This window comes from Legionella rubrilucens, from assembly GCF_001468125.1.
Taxonomy (GTDB): Bacteria; Pseudomonadota; Gammaproteobacteria; order Legionellales; family Legionellaceae; genus Legionella_C; species Legionella_C rubrilucens.
In genome coordinates, this window is sequence record NZ_LNYT01000003.1 from 129465 (window position 1) to 146648 (window position 17184).

Here is a 17184-nt window from a genome sequence, read left to right on the forward strand (position 1 = left end):
TAAGGCTATTTATTAAAAGGAGAGAACTGTGCCGCATAGCTTGATTGTGTTTGCGCTGATTGGCGTATCGCTTTGGTTACTGTCCAGGCAGGCATCGATTGTCGTTTGGGCAATCAGTTATGCCATTCTTACGGGCTTGTACATTCAGTATGGCTCTGTGAGCCTGGTGACACAGGGGATCCTTTGCCTGTTGACGGCAACCTTTGTTTTGGCCTCGATTCGCCCTCTACGCCGCAATCTTCTGTCTCGCCGCTTATTTGCCCGAATCAGCAAGGAAATGCCGGTCATGTCGGCCACGGAACGTGAGGCGCTCGAAGCGGGCACTATCACCTGGGAAGGGGATTTATTCAGCGGCGCACCTGATTTTAATAAGTTGCTTAAAGCCCCCACCATCCATTTTACAGCCGAAGAACAAGCCTTCATGGATGGACCGCTTAACGAGCTCTGCCGCATGATTGACGATTGGGATATTACTCATAATCGGGCGGACATGCCTCCTGAAATGTGGCAATTTATTAAGGAAAAGGGCTTTTTCGGCATGATCATTCCCAAGGAGTACGGTGGGCTTGATTTTTCTGCCAGTGCGCAGGCCGCAATATTGTCGCGAATTTATGGACGCTCAGTCACGGTGGCGTCAACCATCTCGGTGCCTAATTCCTTAGGCCCTGCGGAGTTGCTGCTTAAATACGGTACCAAAGAGCAAAAGGACTATTATCTGCCCCGTCTTGCCGATGGCCGCGAGATTCCCTGCTTTGCTCTAACCGGGCCCAGTGCGGGTTCTGATGCGGCGTCCATGCCGGATAAAGGCATTGTCTGCCGGCAAACCGTGGATGGTCAGGAGGTGCTGGGGGTCCGTCTTACCTGGAATAAACGATACATTACGCTATGCCCCATTGCCACCGTGATTGGCCTGGCATTCAGGATGTTCGATCCGGACAATCTGTTAGGCAAGGGGAGCGATGTGGGAATCAGTTGCGCCCTGATTCCTGCCAAAACCCCGGGTGTAATCAGAGGCCGCCGCCACTTTCCGCTCAATACTGCCTTTATGAACGGTCCTACCCAGGGCAAGGATGTTTTTATTCCCATGGATTACCTTATCGGGGGTGCCGCAATGGCTGGGAATGGCTGGCGCATGTTAATGGAGTGCTTAAGCGCAGGCCGTGCGATTTCCTTACCTTCCAGCAGTCTGGGCGGATCACAGGCAGCCGCTTTGGCCACCGGCGCCTATGCACGCGTTCGTAAACAATTTAATACGGCCATCGCCAATTTTGAAGGTATCGAGGAACCGCTGGCCCGCATTGCCGCCAACGCGTACCTCATTGACGCGGCATTAACCATGACTGCCGCCGCCATTGATCACGGTGCCAAGCCGTCTGTGGCGGGTGCCATTCTTAAATACCATACCACGGAACGCGCCAGACGGGTTGCGCTTGATGCGATGGATATTCACGGCGGTAAGGGCATTTGCCTGGGGCCGAATAATTACATGGGACGAGGTTATCAAAGCGCTCCCATTGGAATCACGGTGGAGGGAGCCAATATCCTCACGCGCAGCCTGATTATTTTTGGTCAGGGCGCTGTTCGCTGCCACCCCTATATTTTCAAGGAAATTGAAAGCGTGCGGGAAAATAATCTTGCCCTCTTTGACAAAGCCTTTTGGGGGCATGGTGCGTTTATGCTGGCTAATTTTACCAAATCCGTGTTGTTTAATCTGACGGGTGCCTATTTCACACGTGCGCCCCGCAGCCGGGTAAGACGTTATTATCAATTGATTCATCGCTACAGCAGCAATTTGGCCTTTGCTTCTGATTTTGCCATGACAGTCATTGGCGGTGAGCTTAAGCGCAAGGAGAAAATTTCTGCACGCTTAGGCGATGTTTTAAGCTACCTGTACCTGGCTTCCGCAGTGCTTAAGCGTTTTCACGATGATCATGAACCCGAAGCCGATTTGCCGTTGGTGGAGTGGTGCTGCCAGCATTTGTTTCATGAGTGTGACTTGGCCTTGCAGGGTGTCATGACCAACATGAAACCCCGTGCGGCACGGATAATATTGCGCGCAGTCATCAATCCCTGGGGTGGTTTAAGAAAACAACCTTCCGATCGTCTGGGACAACAACTGGCACGCTTGCTGACTAACCCTAATGAATCCCGCGATCGTTTAACACGTTTTGTGTTTAAAGAGGCCACGCCCAATTGCCCAATCGGACGCCTTGAGGCGGCATTTCGTAAAATCTGTGCAGTTGAGCCTTTGGAAAAACGCATTGCAGTCGCGGTAAAAGAGGGCACACTGCGTGCGCTGACGTTGCTTGAGCAGATTGAGGAGGCGGAAAATGCCGGCATTCTGAGCAGCGAGCAGGCTGCTTTATTGAACGAAGCGGAACTTGCCCGCCAGCACGTCATTGCTGTAGATGATTTCAGCCATGATGAATTAAGCCGTACCGCTTTACAGACCGCTGCGAAAGCAAAAAAGCATGAGCCGAGCAAGGACGATATAACGGAAAACATTTAACCTCTGCTGCGTGCTCGGGGCCTGCTGCTTCTCAATGGTGAGGCGGCAGTGACTCCGTATAAGCCAACTCTGCCCCAGATCTTATGACGATATGTTACCTGGCTGTGTTCCTGTGGGTGCCGTTTTGCCTGTATTCCTTGTCCTTATGAACCCAGCCATGCACATGCCTTATCCATATGGAACTGTGCAAGCTGATAGACAAATTACACGAGAAAGATGAGCGTCAAAAAATTGAGGGAAAGGAAAAGTAATCCGGGATTCAGATTTCAGTAGCCAGTCGTCAAGAGGAACGAGTTAAATTTCTTCCAAAGCTTCATCCGGCATGGTGACATTTAACTCCAACACCGCACTGTCACCCATCCGCTCCAGATTAACACTGACTTTGTCTCGTGTGACTGGGATGTATTTGGCAATCACTGCCAGAATTTCTTCCTGGAGTTTGGGCAAATAATCCGGTGTATTTCGCTGAGTCCGCTCATGAGAAATAATGATCTGCAAACGTTCTTTTGCAACGGATGCGGTACTGGTGCGTTTTCTTAAGTAGTTGAATATGCTCATGCTGGAACATCCTCCTTGTTTTTACCGAACAACCGGCGCAAAATGCCTTTACGCTCATTGCTGACAAAACGCATGGGCCTGCTTTCGCCCAGGAAACGAGCAATCGCATCCTGGTAGGCCAGACCTGCGTCACTGGTTTCATCAAGAATAACAGGGGTCCCTGTATTAGATGCTTTTAACACGGCTTTTGATTCGGGAATTACCCCAATCAGCGGGATAGCAAGAATTTCTTTAACGTCTTCCACCGATAACATTTCACCCTTTTCAACACGCTCGGGATCGTAGCGAGTCAAAAGCAAATGTTCCTGGACAGGAGCTTCATTATTAATTGCCCGTTTGGTTTTACTGGCCAAAATACCCAGAATACGATCGGAGTCGCGAACGGAAGAGACCTCTGGGTTGGTTACAACAATGGCATGATCCGCGAAATGCATGGCCATCAATGCCCCGGTTTCAATGCCGGCCGGTGAGTCACAAACGATGTACTCAAACTCCTTCGCTAATTCATTGAGTATCTTTTCCACGCCTTCAACGGTTAAAGCGTCCTTATCGCGGGTTTGTGACGCGGGCAGGATGCAGAGATCGGGGACGCGTTTGTCTTTGATTAAAGCCTGGTTAAGGCTGGCTTCGCCATTGATGACATTAATAAAGTCATAAACGACACGCCGTTCGCACCCCATGATGATATCAAGATTTCGTAAACCAATATCAAAGTCAATGACAACGGTTTTGTGCCCGCGAAGAGCAAGTCCTGATGAAAAAGCCGCAGAAGTGGTAGTTTTTCCAACGCCGCCTTTACCTGAAGTCACAACGATTATCTTAGCCAACTCGGAACCTTCCTGTTAAAAGACTTGTTAACACTTTGCGTTCCAGTTTACACGTTATTGAATGAACAGTTCAAGCTCAACGGCTTAAATCAGGCAATATATTTTTGATGCTGTCAACAAAAAAGTCGTCCGCTTCAGGGCCTATTGTTTTTAACAGAAACTGCACCTAAAATCCGCACACTTTTGGTCAATAAAGAACATTCATTTTAAGGGTCGTATGATGTATCGCAAAATGTTGAAATCGAAAATCCATCGTGCCCGCGTAACGCACGCGGATCTGGATTACGAAGGCAGTATCACCATTTCACCGGAATTATTAAAAGCGGCCGATATTTTACCTTATGAAGCGGTGAATGTGTGGAATGTAACGGCTGGTACGCGATTTGAAACCTATGCCATTGCCGGTGAGGAAAATTCCACCGCCATTTGTGTCAATGGCGCTGCGGCTCATCTGGTCACTCCCGGCGATTTAATTATTATTGCCTCCTTCATCCAACTCAGTGAGGAGAAGTGCGCGCCATTTAAACCGACGGTGGTGTTTGTCGATGAGCATAACCGGTTTAGAGAAATTCGCCCGGAGACCTTGCCTGATTTATGTGAAGCCTAAGCAACAATCCCTTCCATGGGGAAGGGATTTGTTCATTACCAACTGCTTGAGCCGCAGCAGCCATAGGTTGAAATATTGGGTTCGTTGTAAGGATTGGAACAACAGCTTCGATACCCGCATCCGGACAGGCTGGTTGTTATTAAAGCAATCAAAGACACAAAAAGTATCTTCTTCATAGCGGCTTCCTTGTCAATTGTGTATGTTAAGTATATGACCTGATTTTAAATAATACAAATTCAGGTTTCATTTTGAATTCAAATGCTTGCGATAAACACTTGCAGGATGAATTGGATAGGAGTAAAACTAACTTCCCCCGTAAAAAAAGGAATTCAAACATGAAACTTTATTTCACTAAAGGCGCGTGTTCGCTGGCTGTAAGAATTGTTATCAATGAGATCGGCGTGGATTGCACGTACGAGTCAGTCAATTTGCAGGCAAAAAAAACGGAAAGCGGTAAAAATTACCTGGAAATTAATAAAAAAGGCGCGGTACCCGCTCTTCAAACAGACAAGGGTGAAATCCTGACTGAAAACGCGGTCATTCTTCAGTATCTGGCTGATACGTACGAGGCGAATAAATTGCTGCCGCCGCAGCATGATTTTGAGCGCTATCGGGTGCTCGAATGCGTCAATTACATCACCACCGAGATTCATAAGACCTTGGGCGCTCTTTTTAATCCGGCAATGACGTCAGAAATCAGAGAAAAATTCACGTTGCCGACGCTTAAAACCAAATTTAACTACCTAAACTCTCTGCTGGATGGGCAGCCCTACCTGTGCGGCAACCACCTGACTCTGCCTGATGCCTATTTATTTGTCATGTTAACCTGGACTTTCCATTTCAAAATCGATTTGCAGGAATGGCCGAATCTGGTTAAACATTTCAATAAATTAAGTCAGCATCCGTCGGTGGTTAAATCCTTGAACGAAGAGGGGATTGAGCTGGCGGGTTGAAGCTTATCTGCTGACAGTAGAACCCAATGCATACCCTTTCCCGCTGGCGGGGAAGGGTGGTGTTCAGGTAAAGAAAACCTGGCATATTGCCATGTTCAGGTATATGATAGTTCCCCTGTTTCTGTTTAAAATCAAGCCTATCCGTTAAAGCATTGGAGGACTTATGCGAATTAACATGTTATTTTTGGCCGTTTTATTGTCCATTACGACGCTTATCACCGGTTGCAGCAAGGATATTCCGCCTGGTGATTATGATTCATCTGAAGTTGGCAAAATTAAAAAAGTCGTACCTGGGGTGATTATTTCCATGCGCCCAGTCCGTCTGCACAACAAGGAAGCTGAAATCGGCATCACTCCCGGCTCTCGCTCCACAGTGCCCAGTTCGTCTTATTCTGACCCCACCATGAATCGTTCACACGGGTTTGAATATGTGATTAAACTCAATAGCGGCAGCATTATTTCTGTCGTTCAGGCTGATACAGTCAAGCTGAAAGTGAAGCAGCCTATTTTAGTTATTTACGGCAGAAATACCCGTGTCGTTCCCGATCATGGCAGCAACGATTATTAAAAAGGGGCGGAACTATTCCGCCCATTGACAATTCCGTTCAAAAAATTAACCAGATGTTATTTATCATTCTCTCCAATGGTTGTATAATATTCGGTTAATTTCATTGCAGGGGGATTGATATGTCGCTTTCTATTGTGCAACAGGCACTGACTTTTGATGATGTTTTGCTGGTTCCTGCCCATTCACTGGTTCTCCCCAAAGAAGTTTCATTGCAAACCCGTTTGACTCGGGGCATCGAATTGAATATCCCTCTTGTTTCAGCTGCGATGGACACAGTTACTGAGTCGAGGCTTGCGATTGCCATGGCACAGGAAGGCGGTATCGGGATTATCCATAAGAACATGAACATTGCTGCCCAGGCAGACGAAGTTCGCAAAGTGAAAAAATTTGAAAGCGGTATGGTGAAGGATCCGGTATGGGTGACACCGCAAACCACCGTCGAAGATTTGCTTACGGTCATTGCTCATCATAATTTTTCAGGCGTCCCCGTGGTTGAAAACGGCTTGCTGGTAGGGATAGTGACCAGCCGTGACATTCGCTTTGAAACCAATCTTGCTTTGCCGGTTTCAGCTGTCATGACGCCAAAAGAGCGTCTGGTGACTGTGAAAGAAGGAGCTGGCCGTGAAGAAATCCAAAGCCTGCTGCACAAACACCGTTTAGAAAAGCTGCTGGTGGTGAACGACGAGTTCAAGCTGCGCGGCTTAATTACGGTAAAAGACATTCAAAAAGCCAAAGAAAATCCATTTGCCAACAAAGATCATCAGGGACAATTGCGCGTTGGAGCGGCCGTAGGGGTCGGTGAAGGCACCGATGAACGTGTGGAAGCGCTCGTTGAGGCGGGAGTCGATGTGCTGGTGGTGGACACCGCTCATGGCCATTCTCAGGGCGTATTAAACCGTGTGGCCTGGATTAAAAAACATTTTCCGCAGGTTCAGGTCGTGGGCGGCAACATTGCGACCGCGGCGGCAGCCAGCGATCTGGTGGCCGCGGGTGTTGATGCGGTCAAGGTTGGAATTGGTCCCGGCTCGATTTGTACGACCCGTATCGTCACCGGTGTTGGTGTACCGCAGATTACCGCCATTGCCAATGTGGCTGAAGGCGTTAAAGGTCAGGTTCCGGTGATTGCCGATGGCGGTATCCGCTTCTCTGGTGATATCTGCAAGGCTTTGGCGGCAGGTGCCGACACGGTGATGTTAGGCAGTATGTTTGCCGGTACAGAGGAATCACCTGGTGAAATTGAGCTCTATCAAGGCCGAACCTATAAAAGTTACCGCGGCATGGGATCGATTGGGGCTATGGCTCAGGCCCAGGGCTCAAGCGACCGTTATTTTCAGGACATGAGTCAGGGCGCTGAAAAACTGGTTCCTGAAGGCATTGAAGGCCGTGTTCCTTACAAAGGTCCCGTGCAAACCATCATTCATCAAATGATGGGCGGTTTGCGTTCCTGCATGGGTTATACCGGTTGCAAAACCATCAGTCTTCTCCATGAAAATGCAGAGTTTGTGCAGGTGACCAATGCCGGGATGCGTGAATCCCATGTCCATGATGTCAGTATTACCAAACAAGCCCCGAATTACCAGGTGGACAACTAATGAGCAGTAATATCAAGCGGCAACTTCTTTTAATTCTTGATTTTGGTTCGCAATACACGCAATTGATTGCTCGCCGCGTGCGGGAAATGGGCGTGTACTGTGAAATTCATCCCTATGACCTCGATGAATCCGCGTTTAATGCGCTTTCACCCTGCGGCATTATCCTTTCCGGCGGTCCATCCACCGTGACTTTAAGTTGCAACCCCCGCGCTCCGGACTGGGTATTCACCTGCGGTTTGCCGGTGTTGGGGATTTGCTATGGCATGCAGACCATGGCTGTTCAGTTAGGTGGTGAAGTGCAATCGTCTGACCTGCGTGAGTTTGGTTATGCAGAACTGCGTTTGCATGGGCATACCGAATTATTGCACCACATTGAAGACAAGACCGACGCGGAAGGGAGGGCTTTGCTTGATGTGTGGATGAGTCATGGCGATAAGGTCACGCAATTGCCGCCCGGGTTCAAGGTGATCTGTGAAACGCGCAACGCACCCATTGCCGGTATGGCCAATGATGAACGCCGCCTGTACGGTTTGCAATTCCATCCTGAGGTGACTCATACTGTGCAAGGATTACGCATACTGCAACGTTTCGTCGTTGATATCTGCCAGGCCAAAACCACCTGGACCGCTGATAATATTATTCAACAGGCCATTGACACCATTCGCCAGCAGGTGGGTGATGAACAGGTATTGCTTGGACTTTCCGGCGGTGTTGATTCGTCTGTCGTCGCGGCTCTGCTGCACCAGGCCATTGGCGATCAGTTGGTTTGTGTATTTGTTGATACTGGTCTTTTACGCTTAAACGAAGCGGAACAGGTGATGGCCATGTTTGGTCAGCACATGGGCATCCGCATCATTGCCGTGAATGCGGAAGACAGGTTTTTAGCGGCGTTAAATGGGGTTGATTGCCCAGAAACCAAGCGAAAAATCATCGGCCGGACCTTCATTGAAGTCTTTGATGATGAGGCAAAAAAATTGCCTGGCGTCAAATGGTTGGCCCAGGGGACCATTTATCCTGACGTCATTGAATCGGCCGCAACCAAAACCAATGGTGCGGCAGTAGTGATTAAATCGCACCATAATGTTGGCGGCTTGCCAGAGACCTTGAATTTAAAACTACTGGAACCCATTCGCGAATTATTCAAAGACGAGGTTCGCAAAATTGGTCTGGAACTCGGTCTGCCTTACGACATGGTTTACCGCCATCCATTCCCGGGCCCCGGACTTGGTGTGCGAATTCTTGGTCAGGTGACGAAGGAGTATGCCGATATTTTAAGGCAGGCGGACGCTATTTTTCTTGATGAATTAAAGAATGAAGGCCTTTATCATAAAGTGAGCCAGGCTTTTGCCGTTTTTTTGCCGGTCAAAAGCGTGGGTGTGATGGGCGACGGTCGTCGTTATGATTTCGTTATTTGTCTTCGGGCCGTCGAAACCATTGATTTTATGACAGCGCATTGGGCCCATTTACCCTGGGATTTTCTGGGCGCTGTTTCCAATCGCATTATTAATGAGGTGGCGGGTGTGTCCCGGGTAACTTACGACATATCCGGCAAGCCGCCAGCGACGATTGAATGGGAATAAACGACACGCACTGGATGCAAAAAGCCTATGAACTGGCATGGACGGCCAAACAGGCCGGCGAAGTGCCAGTCGGGGCTGTGCTTGTCGACCGCAATAACCAGCTGCTGGCGGCAGCCGGTAATCGCGTCATAGCCCAAACCGACCCCTGTGCCCATGCCGAAATTCTGGCCATTCGTGAAGCAGCACACAAGCAAGCCAATTTCAGGCTGCTGGATACTACCCTGTACGTCACTCTGGAGCCCTGTGTCATGTGTGCCGGAGCCATTGTTCATGCGCGCATCAAACGCCTTGTTTTTGCTGCACGTGATGTCAAAGCCGGTGCGGCCGGTTCAGTATATAATTTGCTCAAGGGGTATCCTTTAAATCACCCCGTGCAAATCGATGAAGGATTTCTTGAAGCGGAATGCTCCGCGTTATTAAAAGATTTTTTTATGACTCGACGTTCGTAAAGGCCGCCATCAATTGACTCCTCAAGCGCTTTTTTTCTTCGGCATTCAATGGTAAACCAGCCTGGGTTGAAATATAAAACATGTCTTCAACCCGTTCGCCTGCGGTAGCAATTTTAGCATTATGCAAGTGAAGGCCTTGCTCAGAAAAAATGCGGCTGACGGTCGCCAGCAAGCCGGGACGGTCGGTTGTTACCAAAAAGAGGCAGGTATGCTGCTCCTGTTGTGCTTCGGTAAAGCTTATCTGCGGTTTAAATTTGAAATGGGCCTGGGTCCGGGACAAACGGCGCTTGATGCTTTTGGGTGGCGGAGAGTGCTTGCCCAAATGTTTTTTTAATGCCTCATGGATGGCTTTAATCTGCTCATTGTTGGTCAAGGCTTGATGCTGTTCATCGAGAATAATATAGGTGTCTAAGTCAAACTGATGATCACAGGTTAAAATGGTCGCTTCCTGGATGGTAATGTAATGATTACTGAGTACCGTGGTGGTAATTGTAAATCGCTCTTCACGGTGCGGCATGTAAATGAAGACTTCAGTACCCCCCTGGCTGTGGTGAGGCATGATGATGATCAAAGGGTACTGCTGACAACTTAACATGGCCTCGGTATGGCGGGCTATCACGTCGGGTGGCTCGTGCAGAAAATATTTGCCTTTGATATGGGTCCACAGATCATTGACTTTGTTGTCCTCAATACCCTTTTTCCTCAACAAGACCAAGGCTTCGCGCTTGCGTTCGCTGATGAGGCTTTCTTCATCAGGGAGGGTTTTTTCCTGCTGCTGAGCCCGGTGAGCAGCATGGTAAAGCTCCTTAAGCAGTGAATCTTTCCAACTGTTCCACAGGGTATGGTTGGTGGCACAAATATCGGCGACGGTCAGCAAATAAAGGTAATCGAGGTAATGAGGTTTTGGCAGATGCTGACAAAACAGGCTGATGGTCTTGGGATCGTAAATATCCTGCCGTTGGGCAGTTTGAGACATGAGCAGATGGTGGCGCACAAGCCAGATGACCAGATCCGCATCCTCTTTTATCAACTGATGGCGCACAGCAAAGGCTTTTGCCTCCTCTGCACCCAGTTCCGAATGATCGCCGCCCCGGCCTTTGGCAATGTCATGAAAGAGGGCTGCCAGGTAGAGGAGTTCCCGCTTTTTAATGGCAGCCATGAGCGATGCGGCCAGGGGAAAAGACAAATTATAGGCGGGATCAAGAAAACGAACCAGATTGCGAATGACAAACAGGGTGTGCTGATCCACGGTATACACATGAAATAAATCATATTGCATCTGCCCGGTTACTGCAGCGAAACAATCCAGGTAATGACCAAGCACGCCGTAGCGGTTCATGTGATGCAGGGCATAGTAAGGGTTTTTTTCTTTAAACAGCTGAATGAATAACTGGGTTGCCAGAGGGCAGGAGCGAAACTTTTTATCCATTAAAAACAGGCACTGCCTGATCAGGCGAATGGTGCTGGCACGAACACCGGCAATGTCAGGACGCTTGGCCAGCCAGACAAACAATTCAATGATTGCTGGCGGGTGCTGAATGAAAACGCGGGGATGTTTCACTTCAATGTAATGATTCGACAACTGGAAATGGCTGTCTAAGGGGGTGATCAATTGTTTTTCACGGTGAACGATGGCTTCTGAGAACCAATGCAGCAACATTTCATTCAGCTCACGGATCCCTTTGATGTTTTTAAAATAAAGTTTCATGAACTGCTCAATGGCCAGCGATTGCGGCGTATCCTCAAAGCCAAACAGGGCAGCCAGTTTCACCTGATAATCAAACAGAAGACGTTCTTCCTGCTTGCCCGCAAGGGTGTGAAGCCCAAAACGAATCCGCCAGAGGAAATGCTGGTAGTTAATTAACTGCTCGTATTCCTTGTCCGTAATGAAACCGCTGCTGATGCCGTCCGCCAGTTTTTTAATGCCAAAATGACGCTTGCCAATACTGAGCAGGATTTGCAAATCACGTAACCCGCCAGCACCCTGTTTGACGTTGGGCTCCAGATTGTAGGCAGTTTCGCCGTATTTAATGTAGCGTTGCTTTTGCTCTTGCTGTTTGGCGAAAAAAAACTCATGGCTTGGCCAGATATGTAAAGGGTGGGTGTAATATTGCAACTCTTCCATGAAGCTGCCGCGGCCGCAGAGGAGATGCATGTCAAGAATACTGGAAATGACGCTTAAATCCTGGCTGGCCAAGTCTGCGCAATCTTTAGGTGTTGTGATTTGATGACTGACATCGAGGCCGATATCCCAGCAATCCTGGATAAACGCCTGAGCACGATGCAACTGCGGTTTGGTGACGTGATGGCTATGCAATAAAAGTAAATCGATATCAGAATGGAGTTGGAGTTCGCGACGACCATAGCTGCCTAGAGCCAAAAGACAAAAGGCATTGTCTTCGTGTAACTGGTGCTTCTGGAAGAGGAGTAATAACGTTTCGTCAATAAAACGGACTAACTTGCGTGTGATGCTGGTGATGCTGGCTTTTTGACAAAATTCATTACACAGTTCTTCCTTGAACTGTTTGAGTGTCTGCTTGAGAACATGGCTACCGTTCTTCATCACGTAAGGTTAAAATTTCCACGCCGTCAGCCGTCACCAGCAAGGTGTGCTCCCATTGGGCTGATAAACTGTGATCTTTAGTGACCACGGTCCAATTGTCAGGCAATAGACGGGTTTGGTATTTACCGGTATTAATCATCGGCTCAATGGTGAATGTCATGCCTTCACGCAAGATCTCGCCGGTGCCGGGCGTACCATAATGCAATACCTGCGGATCCTCATGGAAAATACGGCCAATGCCATGACCACAATACTCACGCACAACAGAGCAGCGGTTTTTTTCGGCATGAACCTGAATAGCATGACCAATGTCACCCAGACGTACACCCGGTTTGACCATTTCAATGCCAATGAACAGGCATTCATGGGCCAGTTTAACAACATGTTTGGCTTTGACCGAGGGAGTTCCTACAATAAACATCTTGCTGGTATCGCCGTGATAACCATCCTTGATGACCGTCACGTCGATGTTGATGATATCACCGTCTTTCAAGGCTTTTTTACCAGGAATACCATGGCAAACCACATGGTTGATGGACGTGCAGATGGATTTGGGAAAGCCATTGTAACCCAGAGGAGCAGGGATAGCGTTCTGTACATTGACAATGTAATCATGGCAAATGGTATTTAGCTCATCCGTGGTAACCCCTTCTTTGACATAATCGCCAATCATGGTAAGCACTTCACCGGCTAAACGGCCAGCGACGCGCATTTTTTCAATTTCATCAGGCGTTTTAATGGTTACGGCCATAGTTTAAATCCAACCAAAAAAATAAATAGTAGCATAAGTCATTCATTCCAGCATCATTATTCCCTGCGTCGAGGATGGTTAAGTCGCTGTTTCATGAAGGGATTGGTCGCGAAGGTATCCAAACCGGCCGCAGGATCGTGATGCAGAAAAAGTCCGGGTTAAAGCCCAAAGGCGGCCCCCAGACTCTAATAAAGGAAAGGCTATGCCCCTTTACACTGTTGTTTGTACATCATTTTTTTAGCTTCCCATTCCTTCATCATGGACTGGAATTGCTGTTTTTGCTTGTCGTTGAGTACGTTGTAAATTTGATTTTTGGTTGAAATTTTCGCTTTAGTAATGGAGCTTACCAGAGCAGCCTTTTGATTGGTCAGCTTGTTTAATGTGGCTTCATCAAGTTTTTCGCTGGTAACCAAGGCTTTTAACTGGCTGCGTAACGCTTTCATTTGCTGCCAGCTCGCTTTCATGGCATCCCTGTTTTTATCTTTAATGGCCTTGATTTGAGCCTGTTGATTGGCATCGAGTTGCAGTTTGTTAAACATTTCACTTAAGCGGCCTTTGCAGGGGCAATTGCCAGGTTGATTGGCAGAGACGACTTGCAGAGACAGGAAAGAAACACAGGCGATAACAGTAATAAGAAGTTTTTTAAACATGGTAAAACCCTCCAGTTTGTTATTGTATCGTTTTGCATTATAGCGGGTGTCATTCAATATTTCTGCTTTTATTTTCAATCGAATTCCAGTGTTATCCATTGCTGATTTCGAGTAAGTGTGTTATAAATACCGCGCTTTTTAACGACACACACGTTTCGTCACATGCGGTTGGGTCCCTTATGGGTACTGTATGGGAAGCGTGGAGGCATAACCCGGAGAATTTTAAATGAATATCAGTATGCGCGAACTATTGGAAGCGGGGGCCCATTTTGGCCACAGAACCCGTTTCTGGAATCCAAAAATGGTCGAATACATTTTTGGCTCAAGAAATAAAATCCATATTATCAACCTCGAAAAGACAATGCCCCGCTTAAATGACGCGACGAATTATGTCGGTCGTCTGGCTGCAAACAAGGCAAAAATTTTGTTTGTTGGTACTAAAAGAGCGGCTCAGGAAAGCATCCGTGAACACGCCAAGCGTTGCGGCATGCCTTATGTCGATCACCGTTGGTTAGGCGGCATGCTGACAAACTGGAAAACAGTCCGTCAATCCATATTCCGTTTGAAAGAACTCAAGGAAATGCGTGATAAGGGCCTTTTTGCTTCAATGATTAAAAAAGAAGCGTTAATGCTGACCCGTGAACTGGAAAAATTAGAACGCAGTCTGGGCGGTATTGAAGACATGGGTGGTTTGCCCGATGCCCTGTTTGTGGTTGATGTTGGTTTTGAGCACATCGCTGTTGAAGAAGCCCGCCGTCTGAAGATTCCAGTCATTGGCGTAGTAGATACCAATAACAGCCCGGATAACATCGATTACGTTATTCCTGGAAACGACGATTCTATGCGTGCGGTTGACATCTATGTCCGTTGCATAGCTGATGCAATCCTTGATGCTAAACAAGGGAATACCGTTGGTGGTGTTTCATCTGATGCTGAGTTTGTTGAAATTTCTGTGACTGAAAAAGAAGCAGATAAAGCAGACTAATATTTTTCTGATGATAAAGGGGCACGCTGCAGAAGTTGGCGTACCCCTTTTCGCTATGTGGAGGATTAAACGATGACAGTTAGCGCTAAATTGGTAATGGAATTGCGTGAACGTACCGGTGCCGGGATGATGGAATGCAAAAAATTCCTGCTGCAAACCAATGGGGATATTGAAGAAGCCATTGTTCAAATGCGTAAGGCTGGTCAGGCCAAGGCCGACAAGAAAGCCGATAGAGTCGCTGCAGAGGGCGTGGTTGTAATTGCCCGTTCAGCTGATCAGCATTCCGCAGTCATGGTCGAAGTCAACTGCGAGACTGATTTTGCTTCGAAAGACAGTAATTTTGTTGAATTTGCCGAGAAAGTCGCTCAGACAGCTTTACAGTCTGATGCCAATGATGTTGAGGCTTTATCCATCCAAACCGTTCCCGGTACCAGCGATACAGTCGAGCAGGCCAGACAACAATTGTTTGCCAAAATTGGTGAAAACATCAAGGTTCGCCGCCTCGTACGCTTGCACACTCAGGGCGTTGTTGGTTATTACCTGCACGGTACGCGTATTGGGGTTATGGTGGCCTTAAAAAGCGGTGATGAAAATCTGGCTAAAGACATCGCCATGCATGTGGCCGCCAGCCGTCCAATGGTCGTTAGCCGTGAGCAGGTTTCCGCAGAAGCCATTGACAATGAGCGCGATATTTTCACTGCTCAGGCACGCGAAAGCGGCAAGCCGCAGGAAATCATTGATAAAATGATTGAAGGTCGTATTAACAAGTTCATTGATGAAGTCAGCCTGCTTGGACAACCGTTTGTTAAAGATCCCAATGTCAAGGTTGGACAATTACTCAAAGAAAAGAATGCTGAAGTTCAATCATTCATTCGCTATGAGGTTGGTGAAGGGATTGAGAAGAAAGAAGACAATTTTGTCGAGGAAGTGATGGCACAGGTTCGTGGTTCATAATGACTGACTCACATCCAAAACTTAAATACAAACGCATTTTATTAAAATGCAGCGGCGAAGCGCTGATGGGCAAGGCGCAATTTGGTATTGACCCGGCTGTACTTGATCGTATTGCCAACAACGTGGCTGAATTAGTCAGCATGGGCGTTGAAGTCGGTATTGTTATTGGCGGCGGAAATCTGTTCCGCGGCAAGGCCTTGTCCGAGGCAGGTTTAGGACGTGTCACTGGCGATCACATGGGCATGTTGGCAACCGTGATGAATGCACTCGCTCTGCGTGATGCCCTTGAGCGCATTGATTTACCTGCCCGTATCATGTCGGCCATACCCATGATGGGTATGGTTGATCCCTACCATCGCCGGAAAGCCATCACGCATTTACGCAATGGCCATGTGGTTATTTTTGCCGCGGGCACGGGTAATCCTTTCTTTACTACGGATACAGCAGCCTGCCTTCGTGCAATTGAGGTGGGTGCGGACGTGGTGTTGAAGGCCACCAAGGTGGATGGCATTTATTCTGACGATCCGGTTAAAAATCCAAATGCGACACGGTATGATTATCTGACCTACAGACAAATCCTGAGCGATGGGTTGCAGGTCATGGATTCAACAGCCATTTGTTTATGTCAGGATCATGGAATGCCATTACAGGTTTTTGATATGGAAGCACCCAATGCCCTGAAAAAGATTGTCCTGGGTGAGCGGGTAGGAACTATTGTAGGAGCAAATCATGATCAATGACATTAAGCAAGACACTGAAAAACGCATGAAAAAAACGGTTGAGACCTTGAAAGTGGACTTAACCAAGATTAGAACAGGTCGTGCCAATGCCAGTCTGCTTGATCACGTTCAGGTTGATTATTATGGCAATTTAACCCCATTAAGCCAGGTTGCCAACGTGACAAGCAGTGATTCACGCACACTGTTGGTTACTCCCTGGGAAAAATCCATGGTGGCGGTTATCGAAAAAGCCATTTTAACCTCCGATCTGGGATTAAATCCTTCGACAGCCGGAAGCGCGATTCGCGTACCCATGCCGCCACTCACTGAAGAGCGTCGCAAAGAATTAATTAAAGTGGTGCGTGCTGAGGGTGAGCAGGGACGGGTAGCGATTCGTAATATTCGTCGCGATGCCAATAACCAACTGAAAGAGTTAGTTAAAGAAAAAGCCATTTCCGAGGATGATGAGCGTCGAGCCAATGAAATTATTCAAAAATTGACTGACAAACACATTGCGGATATTGATGCTGTTTTGGAAGAAAAAGAGAAAGATCTGATGGCCATTTAACCGAGTTTTTGTTTTTCGATCGGTCTTCTTAAGCCTCGTCTTTATGCCCGCGCGAGCGGGCAGCGATTCTAACTCTAAACCATCACCAGAAACATCCTTCGACTATTGAGTCGGTCATGCTTGATTGCACATTAACACCCATCATTTGATGCCCGCCTTCGCGGGCAAGACAAACCACCCGCTGTCCTGCCCGCGAAGGCGGGCAACCATTCGAAGCCCGGATGGGGAGGCTTGGCACTAAGCAGGCGATGGCTGTTATTGAGGCCTGTGCCACCTCCCTGGATGCCCGCCTGCGCGGGCAAGACAAACCACCCGCTGTCCTGCCCGCGGAGGCGGGCAACCATTCGAAGC

The 17184-nt window shown here is 48.0% G+C and carries 17 protein-coding genes; 11 read left to right on the forward strand and 6 right to left on the reverse strand.

Annotation, left to right across the window (positions count from 1 at the left end):
- The first annotated feature begins 28 nt into the window (after positions 1-28).
- Positions 29-2509 (forward strand): acyl-CoA dehydrogenase, encoded by a 2481-nt coding sequence (locus Lrub_RS01210; RefSeq protein ID WP_058530380.1) that lies wholly within the window; start codon positions 29-31, stop codon positions 2507-2509.
- 294 nt (positions 2510-2803) lie between these two features.
- Here the strand turns inward: Lrub_RS01210 and minE are convergent, their stop codons facing one another.
- Together minE and minD are read right to left on the reverse strand one after the other, a co-directional pair.
- On the reverse strand, positions 2804-3067 hold the full coding sequence (minE, locus tag Lrub_RS01215; protein WP_058530381.1) for a cell division topological specificity factor MinE: 264 nt from the start codon (positions 3065-3067) through the stop codon (positions 2804-2806).
- Complete coding sequence (gene minD / locus Lrub_RS01220) at positions 3064-3894, reverse strand: septum site-determining protein MinD (protein WP_058530382.1); 831 nt, start codon at positions 3892-3894, stop codon at positions 3064-3066. Before minD ends, minE begins: the two co-directional genes overlap by 4 nt.
- Positions 3895-4111: 217 nt before the next feature.
- Between minD and panD the strand changes: the two genes are divergently transcribed.
- On the forward strand, positions 4112-4501 hold the full coding sequence (gene panD / locus Lrub_RS01225) for an aspartate 1-decarboxylase (protein ID WP_058530383.1): 390 nt from the start codon (positions 4112-4114) through the stop codon (positions 4499-4501).
- Between the two features lie 35 nt (positions 4502-4536).
- Here panD and Lrub_RS14700 read toward each other — a convergent pair whose 3' ends face one another.
- A complete protein-coding gene (locus Lrub_RS14700) occupies positions 4537-4677 on the reverse strand; it encodes a lipoprotein (RefSeq protein WP_156413022.1) in 141 nt (46 codons plus the stop codon).
- Positions 4678-4836: 159 nt separating this feature from the next.
- On the opposite strand from Lrub_RS14700, the gene gstA reads away from it, so the two are divergent.
- The 5 genes from gstA (at position 4837) to tadA (ending at position 9643) form a co-directional block, all read left to right on the forward strand.
- The gene (gene gstA / locus Lrub_RS01230; protein ID WP_058530384.1) at positions 4837-5454 is read left to right on the forward strand and encodes a glutathione transferase GstA; all 618 of its coding nucleotides are present in this window, start codon (positions 4837-4839) and stop codon (positions 5452-5454) included.
- 175 nt (positions 5455-5629) lie between these two features.
- Positions 5630-6022: a hypothetical protein gene (locus tag Lrub_RS01235; RefSeq protein WP_420324336.1), complete on the forward strand. Its 393-nt coding sequence runs from the start codon at positions 5630-5632 to the stop codon at positions 6020-6022.
- 119 nt (positions 6023-6141) lie between these two features.
- Positions 6142-7614 (forward strand): IMP dehydrogenase, encoded by a 1473-nt coding sequence (guaB, locus tag Lrub_RS01240; protein ID WP_058530386.1) that lies wholly within the window; start codon positions 6142-6144, stop codon positions 7612-7614.
- Complete coding sequence (gene guaA / locus Lrub_RS01245; RefSeq protein ID WP_058530387.1) at positions 7614-9194, forward strand: glutamine-hydrolyzing GMP synthase; 1581 nt, start codon at positions 7614-7616, stop codon at positions 9192-9194. Before guaB ends, guaA begins: the two co-directional genes overlap by 1 nt.
- On the forward strand, positions 9191-9643 hold the full coding sequence (gene tadA, locus Lrub_RS01250; protein ID WP_058530400.1) for a tRNA adenosine(34) deaminase TadA: 453 nt from the start codon (positions 9191-9193) through the stop codon (positions 9641-9643). Before guaA ends, tadA begins: the two co-directional genes overlap by 4 nt.
- Here the strand turns inward: tadA and glnD are convergent.
- The 3 genes from glnD to Lrub_RS01265 form a co-directional block, all read right to left on the reverse strand.
- Positions 9624-12206 (reverse strand): [protein-PII] uridylyltransferase, encoded by a 2583-nt coding sequence (gene glnD, locus Lrub_RS01255; protein WP_058530388.1) that lies wholly within the window; start codon positions 12204-12206, stop codon positions 9624-9626. The two genes, tadA and glnD, sit on opposite strands and share 20 nt — an antisense overlap.
- Positions 12193-12957: a type I methionyl aminopeptidase gene (gene map, locus Lrub_RS01260; protein ID WP_058530389.1), complete on the reverse strand. Its 765-nt coding sequence runs from the start codon at positions 12955-12957 to the stop codon at positions 12193-12195. Before map ends, glnD begins: the two co-directional genes overlap by 14 nt.
- A gap of 200 nt (positions 12958-13157) precedes the next feature.
- A complete protein-coding gene (locus Lrub_RS01265) occupies positions 13158-13607 on the reverse strand; it encodes a Spy/CpxP family protein refolding chaperone (protein WP_162263120.1) in 450 nt (149 codons plus the stop codon).
- A gap of 226 nt (positions 13608-13833) precedes the next feature.
- Between Lrub_RS01265 and rpsB the strand changes: the two genes are divergently transcribed.
- From rpsB to frr, 4 genes are all read left to right on the forward strand, one after another.
- Positions 13834-14592 carry a 30S ribosomal protein S2 gene (gene rpsB / locus Lrub_RS01270; protein WP_058530391.1) on the forward strand — a complete coding sequence of 253 codons (759 nt, stop codon included), beginning with the start codon at positions 13834-13836 and terminating at the stop codon, positions 14590-14592.
- 72 nt (positions 14593-14664) lie between these two features.
- Positions 14665-15546 carry a translation elongation factor Ts gene (tsf, locus tag Lrub_RS01275; RefSeq protein ID WP_058530392.1) on the forward strand — a complete coding sequence of 294 codons (882 nt, stop codon included), beginning with the start codon at positions 14665-14667 and terminating at the stop codon, positions 15544-15546.
- A complete protein-coding gene (pyrH, locus tag Lrub_RS01280; RefSeq protein ID WP_058530393.1) occupies positions 15543-16286 on the forward strand; it encodes a UMP kinase in 744 nt (247 codons plus the stop codon). The genes tsf and pyrH overlap by 4 nt, the downstream gene beginning before the upstream one ends.
- Positions 16276-16833, forward strand: coding sequence for a ribosome recycling factor (gene frr, locus Lrub_RS01285; RefSeq protein ID WP_058530394.1), 558 nt, complete (start codon positions 16276-16278; stop codon positions 16831-16833). The genes pyrH and frr overlap by 11 nt, the downstream gene beginning before the upstream one ends.
- The last annotated feature ends 351 nt before the right edge of the window (positions 16834-17184 follow it).

Coding starts and splice junctions, on each gene's coding strand:
- minE (WP_058530381.1), bottom strand. CDS start 3,067: ATGAGCATATTCAACTACTTAAGAAAACGCACCAGTACCGCATCCGTT.
- panD (WP_058530383.1), top strand. CDS start 4,112: ATGATGTATCGCAAAATGTTGAAATCGAAAATCCATCGTGCCCGCGTA.
- Lrub_RS14700 (WP_156413022.1), bottom strand. CDS start 4,677: ATGAAGAAGATACTTTTTGTGTCTTTGATTGCTTTAATAACAACCAGC.
- gstA (WP_058530384.1), top strand. CDS start 4,837: ATGAAACTTTATTTCACTAAAGGCGCGTGTTCGCTGGCTGTAAGAATT.
- Lrub_RS01235 (WP_420324336.1), top strand. CDS start 5,630: ATGTTATTTTTGGCCGTTTTATTGTCCATTACGACGCTTATCACCGGT.
- guaB (WP_058530386.1), top strand. CDS start 6,142: ATGTCGCTTTCTATTGTGCAACAGGCACTGACTTTTGATGATGTTTTG.
- guaA (WP_058530387.1), top strand. CDS start 7,614: ATGAGCAGTAATATCAAGCGGCAACTTCTTTTAATTCTTGATTTTGGT.
- glnD (WP_058530388.1), bottom strand. CDS start 12,206: ATGAAGAACGGTAGCCATGTTCTCAAGCAGACACTCAAACAGTTCAAG.
- map (WP_058530389.1), bottom strand. CDS start 12,957: ATGGCCGTAACCATTAAAACGCCTGATGAAATTGAAAAAATGCGCGTC.
- Lrub_RS01265 (WP_162263120.1), bottom strand. CDS start 13,607: ATGTTTAAAAAACTTCTTATTACTGTTATCGCCTGTGTTTCTTTCCTG.
- rpsB (WP_058530391.1), top strand. CDS start 13,834: ATGAATATCAGTATGCGCGAACTATTGGAAGCGGGGGCCCATTTTGGC.
- tsf (WP_058530392.1), top strand. CDS start 14,665: ATGACAGTTAGCGCTAAATTGGTAATGGAATTGCGTGAACGTACCGGT.
- frr (WP_058530394.1), top strand. CDS start 16,276: ATGATCAATGACATTAAGCAAGACACTGAAAAACGCATGAAAAAAACG.